An 18,053-nucleotide genomic window follows, 5' to 3' on the forward strand; every position below is an offset into this window, starting at 1 on the left:
ATCTGACGTTGCTGAGCGGCACGGTCTGCCCGTACGGCGGAGTCTGGAGCACCTATCAGGCCGGGCGCATTGAACGGCAACACTTCGCGCAAGGCGATATTTTGCCGCAGTGGCAGGACAGCGCGACGCAGAAAAGGGTTATCCACTGGACGCTGCTGGAGCGCGACGACGGCGGTATTGTGCAGTTTCCGGGGTAAGAACAAGATGGCGATATTACACCCGCAGGAGTGTTATTTACTGGAGCGCTATACCAGCGTCGACTATTACCGCCGGCGCTGGGAGGCCTACAACGCCTTTGTCGATCACTGCGAGCAGCAGGTGGAGCTGTTTGTGCAAAATCTGCCCGCCGACCTCCGCCGCCGACCGGCCTGGGATCAGATCGATATTATCTGGCAGAACCGGGTGTTGCCCAATATTCGCGACACCTTATCCGGGCTGGATCGCAGTTATGTGCGGCTACAGCATCACGACCCCAATGCCTATATTACCGGCGGGGGGGTCAACAGCGACAACAAAGGACTGACCGATTACTGGCCGGAGCGCTGGATGAGTCCGCCGGCGCTGCAACAGTATTCCGATCTGTTCAGCCTGGGCAGTATGTACGATACGATGGTGCATAGCACCGTCAGTTCAAACTGGGATGAAGGACTATTAACTTATTTATATGATGAAAGCGCCTTTGGTCCGCTGGATTTACCCGCGCAAATTCCCCGCTACCAGTTGGATACGTCCGTGGTGCTTGGGCCGAATGACCCGGTGACGGTGACCGGGATTTATCTGCCGGATGTGGAATATGCCTGCGCGCAGTTTTTTCATCCCTTCAGCTATTTGCCGCATGTCGCCCCGCAGGGAAAGGTCAGAAGTGATTTCGTTACGGACGAAGGGGAACGCGATTATGGCTGGGAGAAAATCGAAAACGTGCCGGCCACCTGGACGCTGATCCGCCGGGTGGAGAATGAATTTATTCCGGTGCCGCCGCAGGGTTTTTTCCCCGCGGCGCACCCGGACGAGCTGTATCGCTGGCCGGAACGGGAGCCGAACTTTGTCGAGCACGGCCAACGCCCAGCACGACCAGATAACGCGTAGCGACGAGGCGATGGGGTTCAAACAGCCGAAAGGCTACCGTCCCGCAGGACGCTTTTCGCCAGCGCTCGAAAGGGAGGCGCACTGTCGGGTCGGCGAACCGCGCTCACCATTCAGACGTGAAACCTTTCGCTGTTTGCAAAAAGACAGGTATATGTGAATAAATCACAATGGTACGCCATTCAAGGTAATGGCGATGTTATGTTTCTGGTGCGAAATGGCGGCGTTTTTACGCGGGTATAACAATGAGGTGTGAGGGATGCCACTAAATGCCCCCGTGGGCAGTAAGTTCTAGTGCTGTGCCGGCTCGGTGAGTAGAATAGGAAGAAATAACCATTTTTTTGAACCGGATCATATCTGTATATAGGTTACTGCCCGTAGAGGAGCTCAAGATGACGAACCCGATCAATAAATGTAATGCTGAAGAAACTGCCGCCTGTTGTTGCGTTGATGTCGGCACAATCATGGACAACACGGATTGCACTGCGTCTTATAGTAAAGTTTTTGCCGATCGCGCAGAGGCGGAAGCGACGCTGAAAGCGTTAACGGAAAAAGCCCGCTCCGTGGAGTCCGATCCTTGTCAGATCAGCAGTAAACTGGACGCCGTAGAAGGCGGCGTGAAACTGGATGTGGATTTCACCTTCAGCTGTGAGGCTGAAACGCTGATCTTCCAACTCGGCCTGCGGTAATTTCCCCGAAGTTGATTGTGGCACGCCAGGGTTATCATGGCGTGCCGCCATTCTACTAAAAACTCTGCTGCATTAACCGATTACTGCCTGCCGGCAGACGCTGCGTTTTCCTTTGCGTCGCCTGCCGTGGGCGAAAAGTCCGTCAGGGCTAGTTAATCGTCACGGCGACGGTAACGGTATCGCTATAGGTTCCTGCCGGCTGATTGGCCTGGCTGCCGTTGATGCGCGCCGTATAGGGAATGCGCTGAGTCACGCCGGTGCCGGTTCCCGCGTAATCCGTGTTTTCACTCCAGGCGGTATTATCCGCATGATATAGCTGATATTGCAGATAATATTCCGCGCCGTCGGCCGTATTGGTCATTCTGCGCCAGTTGGCATCGTCAGGATGTGAACTGGTCAGCTTGACCGTATAGGCGCCCAGATTGGTGCAATTGACGCCCAGACTATTACTGACCGTTGGAAAGTCAGCGGGGAAGGCCGCCGAGCCGAAGCTGACGTCGGGCGCGCTGCTGATCTGGCAGTCGTTGGTGATGGTCATCGACAAATTGAGCGTTGAGGTCAGCGTGCCGCTATCGTAGATACACAGACCCAACGCCCCCAGCGCGCACAGATTGTAATCCCATTGAATGGTTACCGTATCGGTATAGGTGCCTGCCGGTACGTTGTTGCCGACGCTGGTGCGGACATATATCGGCAAAGTACCGTCGCTGGCGTTGAACAGGCCTAATACGCCCAGAAATGTTGTTTGTTTCCAGGTATAGCTTGAGCCAATTCCATAGCGGGTTTCACAACCGGCATCGATACACAGGTCGTAAACGATGGCGTCGTTGCCGCCGGCGCCGCCTTTTAGCCGCATGCCGTCGCCGCTGGCGTTGGTATCGCCAGTGATGGTGGCGGTGATGGTATTGGTGCTGATAAGGCTTAATGCGCTGCCGCTACAGCTAAAGCCGCTGCCGGAGGTGATGATTTGCGGCGTCCCGTCGGGGCCGACGACGGAAGAGGCGTAAGATCCCAGCTCGGTTGAACTGGCCGGGGCGGCGCAGCTTGCGAGACCGTAACGGGCGTTCATCAGGCCCAGCAGCAAAAACAGCAGGCGGAACCCCAATCTTAATTTACTCATCTTTATCTCTCTGGGCGGTTAGTTGACAGGTCAGCGGGCCGACGCTGACCATCATCCGGGCTGTCGCCGGCAGGGAAAACGCGACCTGACAGGTTTGCCCGTCCTCTTGTTTAAAATGCAATCGATTGACGGTACGGAGATTGGAGAAATAGGCCAGCCCGTCATGGCCGCTGATGGTGGCGGCGCCGCTGTACTCATCGGTGATCCAGGTGCCGATCGCCAGAGGCCGACCGTGGCTATTACGTAAGGCGATATTGGCGGAAAGTACGTTGCGCACGGGGAATTTCACCACAATGCCGCTGCCTTCTTTTACCGATACGCGTTGCTCGATATTGGGCGTATCGACATTCGCGGGGAGCGGCATCGGATCGATTTCCACTTTTGCCGGATAGTTGGACGCGACCCACGGCACCAGCAAATGACCGCTGCCGTTGGTGGCGCCCACTAACTGGTTTTCATATTTAACCGGTACGCCCGCGTAGCCTGCGGTATCGACCACAATAAAAGCGTCGTTGATGCGGTTGCTGGCGTACAGGCCGCCGTCCATATATATCAGTGAGCCGCTCAGTTCCCCCCACCTTGTGCTATTGCCTTCATTACCATACACGCCGCCCTGTATCAGGTTATAAGGTCCGCGCCAGCTCAAGGTGCCTTGCTGGTAGGGATTGCCGCCTGCGGCATAAGCCAGATTCCAGCCGAATCCGCCGTCGGTCGGCGCGGAGTGCGTCATACCGACACGCGCTGAATAATTGCCGTTGGCGTCGCGCTGCACGCCGGAACTGGCGGTATTTCTCGTGCCGAAGGGCATAACGAATTGGATCTGTACGCTGTAGTCATCTTCTCCCAGCGTCTTATTGAGCGCGGCGTAAACCGAGCTGCTTTGCCACAGCTGTCGGCTGTAAGAGAGATTCAGGAGTTTTACCCGCGAGCGATCGAAAGACTGAATATCAAAATAGCCGGCGCCGACGGTGCCGTTGCCTTTGCCGAATAGCTGGCTGCTGAGGGTCGCCTGATTGCTCTGGCGGCTGAGCCGGCCTTCATTGTTGACGGCGGTTAAATCGCGATATGCCTGGTCGCGCCCGGCATGCTGAACATTCAGGCCGAACAGTCGGGTATAGTAGGAATACCCCAACGTATATTGCTGTCCGCGCCCATCCCTTTCACTCTGAGTGTAGGACGAACTGAGGGTACCCCAGCGGCCGACGGTAAAATCGGCGCCCATGCCCGCCAGATAAAGATCCCGTTCGGTTTCCACATGGGTGGATAATGTTAGCCAATTTGTTAATCCATAACGATAAATGCCGCTGAAGGCCGGCTCGGACGCATAGGCGGCGTTTCGGAATCCGTAGTCATGGCGCAGCGCGCCCATGGAAAGATCGAAATCGCTTAATCCTGCTCGCAGCAAGGTATTGGAGACATAGAATGGAATGGTGGTGGCGATCCGCCTTCCCTGGGCGTCAGTGGTGACCACCGTCGCTTCACCGGCGCCGTTGAGATACGGCGTATTGGTCAGGGTGAAGGGGCCGGGATTAAGATTTGAACTGTTCGCCTTATAACCGTTGATGAAGAGATCCAACGTGCTGGGAACGGCCGCGGAGCCGGAATATTGCAGAAGCGGGTAGGTCACAATATCGGGGCGCAGGCCGAAATTCCGGCTGATACGTACGCCGCCCATCCGCACGGAGTGACTCCAGGTCAGCGAGTTACTGACCAGATCGCCCGCCTGGTATGAAATCATCCGCCCGCTGTCGCTGTATCGCCAGTAGGTATCAAAGCGGCGATAGCGATGATATTGATCTGAATGGTTTCCCGTCATGATGTCATCAATGCCGGTGTTGGAAAATGAGCCATAGTCACTGAAAACGCGCTGTTCCATCCAGGCGCTCAGCGAATCGCCGCCGTTCGACGGCGATGAATAATAGGCGTTATAGTTAAACAGAAGTCCAAGACTACTGCTTGGGACAAGGCGTTCCGTGCCGGAGCCGTCGCTCGTTACCCGTTGCGCCGGTAGCCAGTCGACCGGCACGGTCAGTTTTAACTGCTGCTGGCTGGGATCATATTCCGCGCTGACCTCAGGCAAACGGTTTACATTCACCTGGCCGACGGTTCCCGCGGGTAATCGGATATTATTTTTGCTCAGTACGTCGGCTTCCACGTAATAATTATCATGACGATAATTCACGGGTATTACTGCATGATCGCTCTGACCATTAATCACCAAGGTTAAATAATAGACGGCTTCGTTGATTGTCGGTTTAACGCGCGGCGGCGCGGGGAGAGCGGTATATTCTTCCGCCTGAAGAACTGCGGAATAAAATAATAAGCAGACAAATATGCTCCCCAAAAAATACCGTAGCGAAACGATAAACGGTATCACATTGATGGCATGTCTCTTCATATCCCTATTGCCGGCCATTAAAAGCTATCGCCGTTTAATCAGGACGGGATCGGCAATGTCCGACAAATGGGTAAACAGGTTCAGGGCTGCGCCGGGCGTGGATATTCCCGCAGGCAACGGCCAGCGCATTTCCTGTCCCGGTAAGACGTAGCCTAAAAAACCCTGAGTCATGGCGAGATTGTGGGTTTCCCCTTTTGGCGACGATGACCAGAAAACCTGACTCAAGCGCGCATGCACCTTGCCCAGATTCTGTATGTAAAGATAGGGCTTGCCTGCGACGGCGGCGATATGCCAGTACAAATCAGGCATGGCGGGATCGCGGTTAAGACGTTGTTTACCCGGTCTCGCCTGTGTCCATATCCCTGCGCCGTCGATAAACAGCGGCAGCAGGTAACGCATTTGAAACTGGATTCCTATCCGGGGCGTTGCCTGTTGCTGGGCATAGGGCGTCGTGATTTCATCAATAATGATGCGATAAGACCGTTCCGTATCGACCGGCGCCGGCGTGGCGCGCATCAGGCGCACCATATGGCGTTGTCCCGGCTCCAGCGTGGTAAATGGCGGGGTGCCGATCACCTCTTTTTGCTCTGCGTAACGATCCTGAAAATTAATCTGTTTCCAGGCCATAATGCGAATTTGCAGACCAACGGGCGCGTTTCCTTTATTTTCCAGCCACAGGGCGGAACCGTTTTCATCGGATTCAATAACCTGATAAATCGGCCAGACCAGTATGCTGCCGGCGGCGGAATAGGGGGCGAAGAAGATGGATAAAATTAAACTAACGGATTGAATAAAAATGACTAATATTCTTTTCATGTTTCTTCTATGCTGGTTTTAGTAGCTCAGGCTGACGGTTATGCTATCGGTGTATTCCCCTGCCGGCGGCAGCGACGAGGCGCCGAAATAGCGGGCATAAACGGTGTAGGTCTGAGTGGTTGCCGGAAAGGAGGAAATGCTCATCGCCAGATCGTCGCTGCCCCATACCTGGGTGCGGGCAGCATCACGGTATAACTGATAAGGCAGCAGCGCGCTGCCTGTGGTATTCATTACGTAACGCCGCTCGCCGTCGCCGCCGTGCAGTCCATAATCCAGTTCAATGGATACCGCGATGCCCGGCGTACAGGTCACGACAATCGAACCGCCGCCCACCGTGCTGGCTACGTCGACAGTCGCGGCGGGCGCGCTCAGGGTGCCGAAATCGATGGCGCCCATGTCCGGTTGACTGGCGTTGACGTCACGACCAAAAGCACAGCCTTTTTCGATGTCGGCGCTGACGGTAAAGGTATCGCTTACCGTTACTGCCGCCGCCGGCAAAGAGAACAAGACAATGGGCAGGAGCGATAGTCGCTGAGAAATCATCCTAATCCTTGCTCATCAATGAGCGAAAACAGATCGCAACGCCAGGCGTTCCGCTCTTGGGGGTTACCACTCGACGGTGGCGGCAACCGTGTCGGTATAGGTGCCGGCGCTCGGCGATATGACCGTTTGATCGGCGGGCAGGATACGGGCATAGATGGGAATCGGCTGGGCGACGCCGGTCGCGGTGAGTGCAATACCGTTGGTATCGTTAAGCGGTATTTCCGTTGTCCGGGCCGCGTCGCTGTATAAACGATAAGGGATATGATAGCTGCCGGAACTGGGCGCCAATGTTCTGAGCGAAGAGGAATCGTTGGTGCCGGAACCGATGTAAACGGTAGCCGGCGTGCCTTCCGAGCAGGTTACCGCCAGGCCGCTGCCTGAAGTATTGGTCATCTGGCCGTCGATGTTGGCGGCAAGGCTACTGTATGAACCGAAATCGATGGTACCCCACGAGCTGCCGGAACTGGCGCCGTTTTCCACCGTACAAGCCGTGGTAATGGTTAAGGTTACGCCTATTTGACCGGTGACGGTGGAACACTGCGCGGTCGGCATTATGCCCAGCGCTAATAATGTCGCCAGCGCGGACAGTATTTTTTTATTGGCATTCATAGTGATTCCTTTATATATATTGTGTTTGTTTCACCTGTATGGAAATAGGGTAGACGAACCTATAATTGCATTTTTATTAATAATGCAGGTTCGTTTATTCGCATGTTAATAATTCAGCTATTACACTATTGATTACTTTTCTGTAACTACAGTGTATTTAAAGCGTTTTCCCATAAGGTGAAATAAAACGTCACATAAGGAAATTAATTCCTCAGTTAAGTTTTAGTCACAATTTTCCATGTTCATATAAGGTCTGTTCATCAAAAATAATGTCAGAAAAATGATTGTGATAAATAATGTTAATCTTATTTTATGATTGTAATGTCAGGCTGCCGCTGTTCGCATGTTATTGGGCGAATTAGTAAATAAAATTAATCTTTTGATGTAAAGATAGAAGCAGAATTAATGTTTAACAACATAAGCCTTCTGGTATGCAATAAAAAAGATTAAAAATAATGAATGTTATTAATTTTTATTTGTTTATGTTGAATTTGAGGATTTCACGGTTTTTTCATCCAAATTATCTCTGCTATGTTGCGGAATCCTGGGTCAGACGCGGTGGTGCGGAAAAACGCTTTCATTTAGTGATTAAATTAGCAGCGAAAATCTGCGATAATCGTTCCCCTTTATGGATCGAGATAGCGCGATTTTAAAGGATGAGTTTATTCAATTCATTGCTTTATAAGCGTTTTTCATAGCAGAGTTTTATCAACATAGCGGTGTGACATGCAAGTTTTGATTATGCGTCATGGTGATGCAGTACCTGATGCCGCCAGTGATTCGCAGCGGCCCCTGAGCACGCGCGGTTATGATGAGTCGCAGAAAATGGCGTTTTGGCTGAATAATCAGGCGATTAATATCGATCGTGTCCTGGTCAGTCCCTACCTGCGCGCGCAGCAAACGTTGGCGGCGGTCAGGGATATCCTGCCGTTGCCGGAGGAGGATGAATGCTTGTCTGAGCTGACGCCCGGCGGCAATGCCAAATTAGTCGGCTACTATCTGCAAACGTTGGCGAAGGAAGGGACTGATACGGTGCTGGTGATCTCCCATCTGCCTCTGGTCGGCTACCTGGTCGCGGAATTATGCCCCGCCGAAACCGCGCCGATGTTTGCGACTTCGGCTATCGCCAGCGTGAGCGTTGATTCACAATCGGGGAAGGGGGTGTTCGACTGGCAGATCGGGCCGTCTCAGTTAGCGCGCAAGATGCCATAAAGACGAGGCTGCACAGATAACAGCCGCTACGGCGCGCGTTGACGGGATGTGTCGCCGCCACGCCGCTTTGTCTACTCCAACGACGGCGCTTCCAGCGCGACGAGCACCAGCAACGCCGCATCCCCGCCAAACTCCTTGGGCGCCTGATGAAAAGCCAGCACGTCGGGATGCTGCGCCAGCCACAGCGGCGTTTGCTGTTTCAGAATATGTTTGCCGTAACCGTGCATCACGCAGGCGCAATAAACATGTTCCCGCCGGCAGGCGGCCAGCAGCGCGCCCAACTCCTGTTTGGCCTGCAATTGCGTCAGACCGTGCAGGTCGAGAAACAACTCGGGCGAGTAATCGCCGCGGCGCAGTTTTTTCAGCTCATAGTGACTGGCGCCGGGGCGAACGTAGCGCGTCGGCCCTTCGCTTTCCAACTGCGGCTGGAATTCATCTGAAAAATAAAAGCTGGCGTCCACTTGTTCCTGTAATGCGCGTCTGGGCGGCAACTCACTGAGCTTGCGGCGCGCCGGCTTGTGGAGATAGGTATCCTGGCGTAATTTTTTCGTACCGGAAACGGATGTACGAAAAAGCTGCAATTCTTCGTCATTCAGTGAATATTTATTATTCATTGGTCGTTCACCCTGCATCAACATTCCGCCAGTTTACCTTTTCTCTCTTCCGTCGCTAAATAAAAGTCGGCCTAACCTTAGTTCGGCCGGTTATAACTACTGATTTGTCGCGGGCTTCATGGCAAACTAAGCGCTAAATTTCCATTCAGATGTGTCTGCGGAGGATAACCTTGGACAAAATTTTCGTCGACGAGGCCATCAGCGATCTTCATACCATACAGGATATGTTGCGTTGGTCTGTCAGTCGGTTTAACGCAGCCAATGTCTATTATGGTCACGGTACGGATAATCCCTGGGATGAAGCGGTGCAACTGGTGTTGCCCACGCTGTTTTTACCCCTTGATATTCCAGAAGATATGTATACTTCCCGCTTAACATCCAGCGAACGTCATCGCATTGTCGAACGCGTCATTCGCCGGGTCAATGAGCGCATACCGGTCGCTTATCTGACCAACAAAGCCTGGTTCTGCGGTCTGGAATTTTATGTTGACGAACGGGTTCTGGTGCCGCGCTCGCCGATCGGCGAGTTAATCAACAATTATTTCGGCGAGGTTCTGCCCAGGACGCCAGGACATATTCTGGATATGTGTACCGGCAGCGGTTGTATTGCGATTGCCTGCGCGCAGGCTTTTCCGCAAGCCGAGGTGGACGCCGTGGATATCTCCAACGATGTGCTGGCGGTGACCGAACAAAATATTCAGCAGCACGGCATGGAACATCGCGTGACGCCCATCCGCTCCGACCTGTTTCGCGATCTGCCCGCCATTCGCTACGACTTGATTGTGACCAATCCGCCTTATGTCGATGAGGAAGATATGTCGGACCTGCCGGAAGAGTTCCGCTATGAGCCGGAATTAGGGTTGGCTGCGGGGAGCGACGGACTGAAACTGGTGCGCCGTATTTTGGCCTGTGCGCCGGATTATCTCAGCGACGACGGCATCCTGATTTGCGAAGTGGGCAACAGCATGGTTCACCTGATCGATCAGTATCCCGATATCCCGTTCACCTGGCTGGAATTTGAGAACGGGGGTGATGGGGTGTTTATGTTAAGCAAATCTCAATTGATTGATTGTCAGGCGCATTTCAGCATCTACCGCGATTGATTCGATGCTTGAGTTAAAACCATTATTGATAGGCTAAGGAGTTGTGATGGCAGGAAACAGTATTGGACAGTTTTTCCGCGTCACCACATTTGGTGAGTCCCACGGAATTGCCCTGGGCTGTATTGTTGACGGCGTTCCGCCGGGGATCCCGCTGACGGAAGCGGATCTGCAACGCGATCTGGATCGCCGCCGCCCCGGAACGTCCCGTTATACCACCCAACGTCGAGAACCCGATCAGGTGCGCATTCTTTCCGGCGTGTTTGAAGGGGTTACCACCGGCACCAGCATTGGCTTGCTGATTGAAAATACCGATCAGCGTTCACAGGATTACAGCGCCATTAAGGACGTTTTCCGTCCCGGTCATGCCGATTATAGCTATGAACAAAAATACGGTCGGCGTGATTATCGCGGCGGCGGCCGCTCCTCTGCGCGCGAAACCGCGATGCGCGTCGCGGCCGGCGCGATAGCGAAAAAATATCTGCAACAGCGGCACGGCGTGAAAATTCGCGGCTATCTGTCCCAAATCGGCGATGTGAGCTGTGAATTGAAAGACTGGGATCTGGTTGAACAGAATCCCTTTTTCTGTCCGGATGCCGACAAACTGGACGCTTTGGATGCGTTGATGCGGGCGCTGAAAAAAGAGGGCGATTCCATCGGCGCCAAAGTCAGCGTCGTGGCCGAGTCTGTACCCGCCGGATTGGGCGAGCCGGTGTTTGATCGTCTCGATGCCGATCTGGCGCATGCCCTGATGAGTATCAACGCGGTGAAAGGCGTGGAGATCGGCGACGGTTTTGCGGTCGTGACGAAACGCGGCAGCGAAAATCGCGATGAGATTACCCCGCAGGGTTTCCAGAGCAATCACGCCGGCGGTATTTTGGGCGGCATCAGCAGCGGACAGCAGATTATCGCCCATCTGGCATTGAAACCGACCTCCAGCATCATGGTGCCGGGAAGAACCATTAATCGTCAGGGAGAGGCGACGGAAATGGTGACCCGCGGTCGTCACGATCCTTGCGTCGGGATCCGTGCGGTGCCGATCGCCGAAGCGATGATGGCGATTGTATTAATGGATCACCTGCTGCGCCAGCGTGCGCAGTGCGGCGATGTCGACAGTCAGGTTCCCCGCTGGTAAGAGATAATGAAAAAAGGGTTAATTGGGTTTATCGCTTTGGCATGCTGCGCGCCGCTATGGGCGAAAACCCCCTGGCAGGAAATCACGCGCCCGGTTGCGGGCGCCCCTCAGGCCATCGGCAGTTTTTCCAATGGCTGTATCGTCGGCGCGCAAGCGCTGCCGTTGCAATCACCGGATTATCAGGTGATGCGCGTCGACCAGAACCGCTATTACGGCCATCCCCATTTGCTGTCCTTTATCACCCGCATGAGCGCATCGGTTAAGCGCCGTACGTCCGCCCATGTGCTGATCGGCGATATGGGCATGCCTGCCGGCGGGCGGTTTAGCAGCGGTCATGCCAGCCATCAGTCCGGTCTGGATGTGGATATCTGGCTGCAATTACCGAAACAGCGCTGGAGTCAGCAGCAGCTTCTTAAACCCCAGCCGATCGATCTGGTTGCGCAGAATGGGCGCCAGATTAATCCTCGCGCCTGGCAGCCCGAGGTGACGACGCTGGTGAAGCTGGCGGCGAAAGATAACGAGGTGACGCGTATTTTTGTTCACCCGGCGATCAAAAAACAGCTGTGCGCCGATGCGGGGCAGGATCGCGACTGGCTGCGCAAGGTTCGCCCGTGGTTTGGTCATCGCGCGCACATGCATGTTCGTCTGCGCTGTCCGGCCGATAGTCTGGAATGTCAGGAGCAGCCGTCGCCGCCGACGGGGGATGGATGCGGCGCCGAGTTGACCAGTTGGTTCCAGCCCAGACAGCCGGTGCGAGAGTCGCCGACTAAAACTTCGCCGCCGCCATTGCCGGATTCGTGTCAGGCTTTGATCGACAGACATTTCGCTTCGGAATAATGTATGGACCTTTCTATTATTGGCCCGGAAATGTTGGCCATTCTTTTTTTTGTCGCCATATTGGCGGGGTTTATTGACTCGATTGCCGGCGGCGGCGGTTTATTGTGCGTGCCGACGCTGCTGGCCGTAGGGCTGTCGCCCGCGCAGGCGCTGGCGACCAATAAATTGCAATCCATGGGCGGTTCGTTTTCAGCCAGTCTCTATTTTATCCGTCGCCGGGCGGTTAATTTGAATGAACAGAAACTGGCGATAGCCTTGACGTTTGTCGGCTCGATCTCAGGCGCCTGGCTGATTCAGCAGATTCACGCCGATTTTCTGCGGCAGCTGCTGCCGCTGCTGATCATCGGCATCGGGCTCTATTTTCTGCTGTCGCCGAAAATCGGCGATGAAGACCGCCAGCACCGTCTGTCCGGTCTGCCTTTCGCATTGATTGCGGGCGGTTGCGTCGGCTTTTATGACGGTTTCTTTGGCCCCGGCGCCGGATCGTTTTACGCCCTGGCTTTCGTCACGCTGAGCGGTTTTAACCTGTCGAAAGCGACGGCGCATGCCAAAATCCTGAATTTCACCTCTAATTTCGGCGGACTGCTGTTCTTTATGCTCGGCGGGAAAGTGGTGTGGACGGTGGGGCTGATTATGCTGCTGGGGCAGGTTATCGGCGCGCGCATCGGCGCAAAAATGGTGTTGAGCAAAGGCCAGAAACTGATTCGTCCGATGCTGGTGATCGTTTCCGCCATCATGAGTTGTAAACTGATTTATGACAGCCATGGCGCTGCGATTGCACATTGGCTGGGGCAATTTTTCTGATGACGACAAAGACAAATAGCATTACCCATCATTACCAGCAATTAATTGATATTTTTAATGATTGCTTTAGCGAGGAATACAACACCCGCCTGGTGAAGGGGGAGGATGAGCCCATCTATCTGCCCGCCGACGAGCAGGTGCCGTATCATCGGATAATCTTTGCGCACGGCTTTTATGCCAGCGCGCTGCATGAAATTTCCCATTGGTGTATCGCCGGCGAGCGACGACGTTTACAGGTCGATTTTGGCTACTGGTACTGCCCGGACGGGCGTGATGCCATGACGCAGTCTCAGTTTGAGTCCGTAGAGATTAAACCGCAGGCGTTCGATTGGCTATTCTGCGCGGCGGCGGATTTTCCGTTTAACGTCAGTTGCGACAATCTGAATGGCGACGCTGAGCCGGATCGCATCGCGTTTCAACGCCGGGTGCATGAACAGGTCATGCTTTATTTGCAACAGGGGATCCCGGCCCGGCCGGCGCGCTTTATTCATGCGTTACAATCGTTTTATCATACGCCGCCGTTGACGGCGGCGAGCTTTCCGTACCCGGCCGATCTCTGCTGAATCGCGCTGACTATCGATTAATTGAGGATAATAAATGATCGCAGAATTTGAGGCGCGTATTCTGGCGCTGATTGATGACATGGTGGAACATGCCAGCGACGACGAACTTTTTGCCGGCGGTTATCTGCGCGGTCATTTAACCGTTTCGGTGGCGGAAGCGGAGGAAAACGGCGAACATACGCCGGAAGCGCTCTATGCGCGGGTTAGCGACAGCATTAACGCCGCGATAAAGAACGGCGAGCTTTCTCCGCCGGATCAGGTGCTGGTGAATGACATGTGGGAAAGGTTATTTCAACAGGCGAAGCGTCAGCAAACACATTAAACCTGACGAGGTTCTGGCGCATGGGACGCCGCCAGAACCAGGCGTTAAATCAACGTACACAACAGATAAAAGAACAGCAGGCTGATCAGCACGCAGATGACCATGCTGCGGATAAAAAACGCGATAACGGCGCTGAAAAGCGCGCCCCAAAAATAGGGATTGTCGGGAAAAGGCCGTAATTCTCCCTGCGCTAATAAAATAACCGGGCCGCAGATCGCGCTGAGCAGGCAGGGGGCTGAATATTTCAGCGCTTCATGCACCCATCCCGGCAGTTTTACCGGCGTTTTCGGCTCAAGGAAAATATACCGGTTAAAGAAAACGATCCCGGCCAGCGCGCACAATAATAGCCAACTCATACTTTCTCCCTCGCTATCCGGGCAACTAACACGGAAAATAACATGCCGCTCAGGCCGGAAATAATGATCGCGCCTTCAATGCGGTAGTAAGACAGCAGCATTGAGCCCGACAGTGAGAATATTACCCCGAACAACACGCTGAGCCGTTTAATCATCGGCACGATAAGCGTAATAAAGGTGGCGATAATGGAAAAATCGAGATGATATTTATCCAGGTCGGGAATGGCGTGCGCCATAAAAATACCCAGCAGGCTGCATATATTCCAGCAAAGATAAAAGACCAGCCCCGCGCCGATTAAATATCCCGGCGTCATGGCTTTTTTATTCTTTTGCGCCATGCTCAGGGCGAACAGTTCATCGGTGAGTAGAAAACCAATCGGCAGTCGATAACGCAGTTGCAACAGGGAAACGAATTCCCGCAGCGTCAGGCCATAAATGAAATGTTGGGCGGTAAGAAAAAAAATGGAAATAATAATCGTCAGTATGCTGGCGCCGGACATCAGCAGGCCGAGCGTGACCAACTGCGCGGCGCCGGCAAAGATGATGGCGGACATGCCGATAGCCTGTCCCAGGCTCAGTCCTGATTGGATCGCCATCGAACCGGCGAGTATTCCCCAGGGAATGACCGATAAACACAGGGGCAACATCGCCACCGCCCCGGCGGTAAAACCCCGCCACGGCGACCGCGTTTTATTCTTATCCGACGACAACAGGCCGACATCCGGCGTATTCATAGACAATGCGATCCTCAGGTAAATCTTAGAGATATAGCTTACGGTTATTGGAGGGAGATGTATTGAACAAAATTGCTCAGGGCGGCGACGCCGATTAATGGCAAAACAGTAGGGTTATTTTGCCGGCGCGAAACTAAAACTAACAATAGTGCCGTCAGCATGACGGCGCTTATTTAACCGACGGGAAAATGTAATGAACGGATAAATTCGCCCGGGGTAATGCCCTGGGCTTTTTTAAAGTGTCGGTTGAAATGGCTCTGATCGGAAAATCCGCACAGCGAGGACGCCGCGGATATACCCTGTCCCGCCAGTAACAGTGATTTGGCTTTGCGCAGCCGGGCCTGCGTTAAATAAGCGTGCGGCGTCATGCCCGTCATTTTTTTAAACTGACGTAAAAAATGCCACGGGCTGAGCGTCGCGATAGCCGCCAGTTCGATCAACGAGAAATTCTGTTCCGGGCAGGCATCCATTAACGCCTTAACGTTGGCGATATGATTACCGGAATCCGCTAATTCGCGCGCGGAAATACGGCTTTTCCCATAGCGCATCATCAGCCAGGCCAGCGAGGAAAAGAGCAGAGTCTCTTTCAGCAACGCGTTGCCTTCCTGCGTCAGCAGGGTGAATGTCAGGCGTAGCTGTTCCGACAGGCCGGGATCGTGTACCACGGCATCGGGAAACCAGGGAATCGCCCCCTGAGGTTGTTGAAAATCGCGGGAAAGGGAAAGCAGCAAATCCGGGTTGGGATAGATAGCCCGGTATGACCATCCGCCCGCCACCGCGGAATGTCCGGTATGAACTTCATCGGCATTCACCAGAATAATGTCGCCTTTGGGCGCGACATGCTCGCCGCCCGTGCGGTAAAACCGCTGCGCGCCTTCTTCAATGACGCCGATACAAAAATTTTCATGGGAATGACGGGAGAAACGCTGCCGTTTATATCGGGCTTGCAGCATTTCCAGGCCGCCAAACGCTTGCAAATGGCGAAACCGGGCTTGTTCCCGCTCTTTTTTCTTTTCCGTCATTCAGCCTCCCATGATGTGGCCGCTTTTGAACAAAATTGCCGTCCGGAGTGAACCGTTTTACCTTTAAACCGGCCTGCCTTTCAGCAGTTTTCTGATCCAGAATCGGTTAGGGTTTAGCGCCGCCAGCGTTTCGCCGTCCAACGGCTGCGGTTCATCATAAATTTGCGCCGCCAGAATCTCGGCCGCCAAAGGCGCCGAGCACAATCCCCGCGACCCCAGCGCGCCGATAAGAAACAGATTCGGATAAGTCGGCGCGGGCGGCAGATTTTCCGCGTGGTGCTGTCGTTGCAGTAGATGCTGATAATTATCCAGCGTTTGCTGATAATCCGCCACCGCGCCGACGAGCGGCAAATGGTCGCGCAGCGCGCAGCGTACGCCCTGACGCGCCTGGCGGCCGCTGATATCGATCTGCTGCGCCCACTGCGCCTGCGGCAGACAGTCCAGCAGACGCCGGCGATTCTCCTGCTGTTCTTCTTCACGATAGTCGGTGGCGCTATCGCCGCGCTGGTAGCTGGCGCCGATACAGTGCTCCTGATGCTGCGGGCTGACCGGCGTCAGATAACCCTCATAGCAAAGCACCTGTTTCAGCCGCCGTAACGTCGGCGTCGTCGGGATATGACTGACCTGGCCGCGCACCGGATAGCACGGCAAATGTTGGGTCTGAGTCCAGTCCGACAGTTGATGACCGTTCGCCAGAATCAGCGCGGCATGTTCCGCCTGCCGCTGGTCAGCCAGCGTCAGGCGCCAGCCGATATCGCTTTGCTCAAGCGCGGAAACCTTGGTGCTCATGTGTATGACAAGCCCTTGCCGCCGGGCCAGTCGCAGCGCGGAGGCGGTGAGTTCCGCCGGGCATAGCCAGCCGCCTTCCGGGTAAGTCACGCCGCCGGCGCCAAGCATCAGACCATTCGCCTCTTCAAGCTGCGCCGCCGTGACGGCGAAAACCAGTTCCGGCGGCCATTCGGCCTGTAAAATGCGCTCAATCTTACGGGCGCTTTTTTCATCATAGGCCAGTTGACTCACGCCGCACCACTGATGTGCAAAATCGACGCCCTGCGCCGCCAGTTCGGCATACTGGCGGCGCGCGAAGGCGAACGCGGCGGCAAAGAAGCGCGAAAGCGCGTCGTGCCGATTATTAAGCAACGGATAAAGCGCGCCCTGACGGTTGCCGGACGCGCCCTGCGCCGGTTGGGGATCGGCGCAGTACAACGTGACGGCGGCCCCGCGTCTTTGCAGCGCCAGCGCGGTTAACACGCTGGCGATGCCGCCGCCGATAATCGCGATATCGTGGGGGGCGACAGCCGGCGGGCGAGCATACCAGGGGGCAGGGGAGGACACGGGAATGCATTCGGGAAGATAACCGCTCAGCATTTCGCGCTTTTGGCCGAACCCTTTGACTTTACTGACGCTGAAGCCGGCCTGCTGTAGCCCGCGGCGCACAAATCCGGCGGCGGTGAAGGTGGCGAACGTGCCGTGCCGGCGGCCGAGGCGCGCCATGGCGTGAAACAGATCTTCCGTCCACATGTCCGGATTTTTGGCCGGCGCAAAGCCGTCGAGAAACCAGGCGTCGACTTTATGATTCAGCGACGTATCCAACGTAGGCAGCAGCGCATTGACATCGCCGAACCAGAGATCGAGCGTTACGCGGCCCTGCGCCAGAAGCAGGCGATGGCAGCCGGACAAGGGCAGCGGCCACTGTTCGCGCAACGCTTGCGCATATTCGGCCAGCTCCGGCCATTGGGCGTGCGCCGCGGCCAGATCGTCCCGGCGCAGCGGAAATTTCTCGAAGCTGATGAAGTGCAGGCGACGCAGCGGCGCCTGCGGCGACCGGGCGCGAAAATCGTCGAAAGCCTGCCAGAGCGTCAGAAAATTCAGTCCGGTGCCGAAGCCGGTTTCCGCCACCACGCAGCTTTCGCGCGAAAGCGTGAGAAAGCGTTCGGGAAACCCGTTGCCGGTTAAAAACACATAGCGGGTTTCCGCCAGCCCATCCTGATTGGAAAAATAGACGTCATCAAACTGTTGCGATACAGGTGTACCCTGTTCGTTCCAACTTAACGTCGCATGTCGGATGGGGCGGTTATTCACGGCAACTGACTCAT

At 54.9% G+C, this 18,053-nt stretch carries 19 protein-coding genes and 1 pseudogene; 10 read left to right on the plus strand and 10 right to left on the minus strand.

Going from position 1 to position 18,053, the window contains the following annotated elements:
- The 3 genes and pseudogenes from ABRZ28_RS12420 to ABRZ28_RS12430 form a co-directional block, all read left to right on the plus strand.
- Positions 1 to 197 (plus strand): annotated as a pseudogene (locus ABRZ28_RS12420) (hypothetical protein); the annotation flags it as partial.
- A gap of 7 nt (positions 198 to 204) precedes the next feature.
- The gene (locus ABRZ28_RS12425; protein ID WP_330520396.1) at positions 205 to 1,086 is read left to right on the plus strand and encodes a hypothetical protein; all 882 of its coding nucleotides are present in this window, start codon (positions 205 to 207) and stop codon (positions 1,084 to 1,086) included.
- A 389-nt stretch (positions 1,087 to 1,475) separates the two neighbouring features.
- Complete coding sequence (locus tag ABRZ28_RS12430; RefSeq protein WP_319604954.1) at positions 1,476 to 1,772, plus strand: YfcZ/YiiS family protein; 297 nt, start codon at positions 1,476 to 1,478, stop codon at positions 1,770 to 1,772.
- 148 nt (positions 1,773 to 1,920) lie between these two features.
- Here ABRZ28_RS12430 and ABRZ28_RS12435 read toward each other — a convergent pair whose 3' ends face one another.
- From ABRZ28_RS12435 to ABRZ28_RS12455, 5 genes are all read right to left on the minus strand, one after another.
- On the minus strand, positions 1,921 to 2,892 hold the full coding sequence (locus ABRZ28_RS12435) for a Csu type fimbrial protein (protein ID WP_330520397.1): 972 nt from the start codon (positions 2,890 to 2,892) through the stop codon (positions 1,921 to 1,923).
- Complete coding sequence (locus ABRZ28_RS12440; RefSeq protein WP_442878690.1) at positions 2,885 to 5,290, minus strand: fimbria/pilus outer membrane usher protein; 2,406 nt, start codon at positions 5,288 to 5,290, stop codon at positions 2,885 to 2,887. Before ABRZ28_RS12440 ends, ABRZ28_RS12435 begins: the two co-directional genes overlap by 8 nt.
- 24 nt (positions 5,291 to 5,314) lie before the next feature.
- On the minus strand, positions 5,315 to 6,106 hold the full coding sequence (locus ABRZ28_RS12445; RefSeq protein ID WP_330520399.1) for a fimbrial biogenesis chaperone: 792 nt from the start codon (positions 6,104 to 6,106) through the stop codon (positions 5,315 to 5,317).
- Positions 6,107 to 6,124: 18 nt separating this feature from the next.
- The gene (locus ABRZ28_RS12450; RefSeq protein WP_319604950.1) at positions 6,125 to 6,649 is read right to left on the minus strand and encodes a Csu type fimbrial protein; all 525 of its coding nucleotides are present in this window, start codon (positions 6,647 to 6,649) and stop codon (positions 6,125 to 6,127) included.
- A gap of 63 nt (positions 6,650 to 6,712) precedes the next feature.
- Entirely contained in the window at positions 6,713 to 7,258 is a 546-nt protein-coding gene (locus ABRZ28_RS12455) for a Csu type fimbrial protein (RefSeq protein ID WP_319604949.1), read from the minus strand.
- A 726-nt stretch (positions 7,259 to 7,984) separates the two neighbouring features.
- Here ABRZ28_RS12455 and sixA point away from each other — a divergent pair.
- Positions 7,985 to 8,470: a phosphohistidine phosphatase SixA gene (gene sixA / locus ABRZ28_RS12460; RefSeq protein ID WP_330520400.1), complete on the plus strand. Its 486-nt coding sequence runs from the start codon at positions 7,985 to 7,987 to the stop codon at positions 8,468 to 8,470.
- A 71-nt stretch (positions 8,471 to 8,541) separates the two neighbouring features.
- Here sixA and smrB read toward each other — a convergent pair whose 3' ends face one another.
- Positions 8,542 to 9,084, minus strand: a complete 543-nt coding sequence (gene smrB, locus ABRZ28_RS12465; protein WP_319604947.1) for an endonuclease SmrB — start codon at positions 9,082 to 9,084, stop codon at positions 8,542 to 8,544.
- A gap of 170 nt (positions 9,085 to 9,254) precedes the next feature.
- Here smrB and prmB point away from each other — a divergent pair, with 170 nt between their 5' ends.
- Genes prmB through ABRZ28_RS12495 form a run of 6 tightly spaced genes read left to right on the plus strand, consistent with a single transcriptional unit; the run spans position 9,255 to position 13,845 of the window.
- Complete coding sequence (gene prmB / locus ABRZ28_RS12470) at positions 9,255 to 10,187, plus strand: 50S ribosomal protein L3 N(5)-glutamine methyltransferase (RefSeq protein WP_319604946.1); 933 nt, start codon at positions 9,255 to 9,257, stop codon at positions 10,185 to 10,187.
- 46 nt (positions 10,188 to 10,233) lie between these two features.
- On the plus strand, positions 10,234 to 11,319 hold the full coding sequence (gene aroC, locus ABRZ28_RS12475) for a chorismate synthase (RefSeq protein WP_319604945.1): 1,086 nt from the start codon (positions 10,234 to 10,236) through the stop codon (positions 11,317 to 11,319).
- A gap of 6 nt (positions 11,320 to 11,325) precedes the next feature.
- Positions 11,326 to 12,156, plus strand: a complete 831-nt coding sequence (gene mepA, locus ABRZ28_RS12480) for a penicillin-insensitive murein endopeptidase (RefSeq protein ID WP_330520401.1) — start codon at positions 11,326 to 11,328, stop codon at positions 12,154 to 12,156.
- Between the two features lie 3 nt (positions 12,157 to 12,159).
- Positions 12,160 to 12,960, plus strand: coding sequence for a sulfite exporter TauE/SafE family protein (locus ABRZ28_RS12485; protein ID WP_330520402.1), 801 nt, complete (start codon positions 12,160 to 12,162; stop codon positions 12,958 to 12,960).
- Positions 12,960 to 13,523 (plus strand): elongation factor P hydroxylase, encoded by a 564-nt coding sequence (locus ABRZ28_RS12490; RefSeq protein ID WP_330520403.1) that lies wholly within the window; start codon positions 12,960 to 12,962, stop codon positions 13,521 to 13,523. The genes ABRZ28_RS12485 and ABRZ28_RS12490 overlap by 1 nt, the downstream gene beginning before the upstream one ends.
- A gap of 34 nt (positions 13,524 to 13,557) precedes the next feature.
- On the plus strand, positions 13,558 to 13,845 hold the full coding sequence (locus ABRZ28_RS12495) for a YfcL family protein (RefSeq protein ID WP_319604941.1): 288 nt from the start codon (positions 13,558 to 13,560) through the stop codon (positions 13,843 to 13,845).
- 44 nt (positions 13,846 to 13,889) lie between these two features.
- Here ABRZ28_RS12495 and ABRZ28_RS12500 read toward each other — a convergent pair whose 3' ends face one another.
- From ABRZ28_RS12500 to mnmC, 4 genes are all read right to left on the minus strand, one after another.
- Positions 13,890 to 14,201 carry an AzlD domain-containing protein gene (locus ABRZ28_RS12500; RefSeq protein WP_330520404.1) on the minus strand — a complete coding sequence of 104 codons (312 nt, stop codon included), beginning with the start codon at positions 14,199 to 14,201 and terminating at the stop codon, positions 13,890 to 13,892.
- Positions 14,198 to 14,935 carry an AzlC family ABC transporter permease gene (locus tag ABRZ28_RS12505; RefSeq protein WP_442878691.1) on the minus strand — a complete coding sequence of 246 codons (738 nt, stop codon included), beginning with the start codon at positions 14,933 to 14,935 and terminating at the stop codon, positions 14,198 to 14,200. Before ABRZ28_RS12505 ends, ABRZ28_RS12500 begins: the two co-directional genes overlap by 4 nt.
- Positions 14,936 to 15,108: 173 nt before the next feature.
- Positions 15,109 to 15,957, minus strand: coding sequence for an AraC family transcriptional regulator (locus tag ABRZ28_RS12510; protein ID WP_330520405.1), 849 nt, complete (start codon positions 15,955 to 15,957; stop codon positions 15,109 to 15,111).
- A gap of 63 nt (positions 15,958 to 16,020) precedes the next feature.
- On the minus strand, positions 16,021 to 18,039 hold the full coding sequence (mnmC, locus tag ABRZ28_RS12515; RefSeq protein WP_330520406.1) for a bifunctional tRNA (5-methylaminomethyl-2-thiouridine)(34)-methyltransferase MnmC2/FAD-dependent 5-carboxymethylaminomethyl-2-thiouridine(34) oxidoreductase MnmC1: 2,019 nt from the start codon (positions 18,037 to 18,039) through the stop codon (positions 16,021 to 16,023).
- Positions 18,040 to 18,053: the final 14 nt, after the last annotated feature.

Source organism: Brenneria sp. g21c3 (genome assembly GCF_040240345.1).
Taxonomy (GTDB): Bacteria; Pseudomonadota; Gammaproteobacteria; order Enterobacterales; family Enterobacteriaceae; genus Brenneria.